Below are 342 nucleotides of genomic sequence, written 5' to 3' on the forward strand. Positions count from 1 at the left end.
CAGACGCAGCGCCTCCGCGTCCTCGCGCGAACAATGAAACCATCGTCATGCCGGGCCCGTCCCGGCATCCAACGCGCCGCCGGCCCCACACCATCAGGATCGCGGCCCCGTGGATGCCGGGACAAGCCCGGCATGACGACGCTCGACGAAAGCCGACGCCGTCCCCCGACGGCCCCACCCCGACCAGCCGCACAACCCCCGATAACAAGGCGCAACCCGCGCCACGAACATCTGCCCAGGACCCCGGCCTTCGCCGGGGAGGCGGACCGGCCAGAAGCAAAAGAAAGCATCCCGCCGCCCGACACCGATCCCGCCCCGCGAGACGGCACACCCCGCCCCGCC

The organism is Sphingomonas sp. Leaf412 (assembly GCF_001425405.1).
GTDB lineage: Bacteria > Pseudomonadota > Alphaproteobacteria > Sphingomonadales > Sphingomonadaceae > Sphingomonas.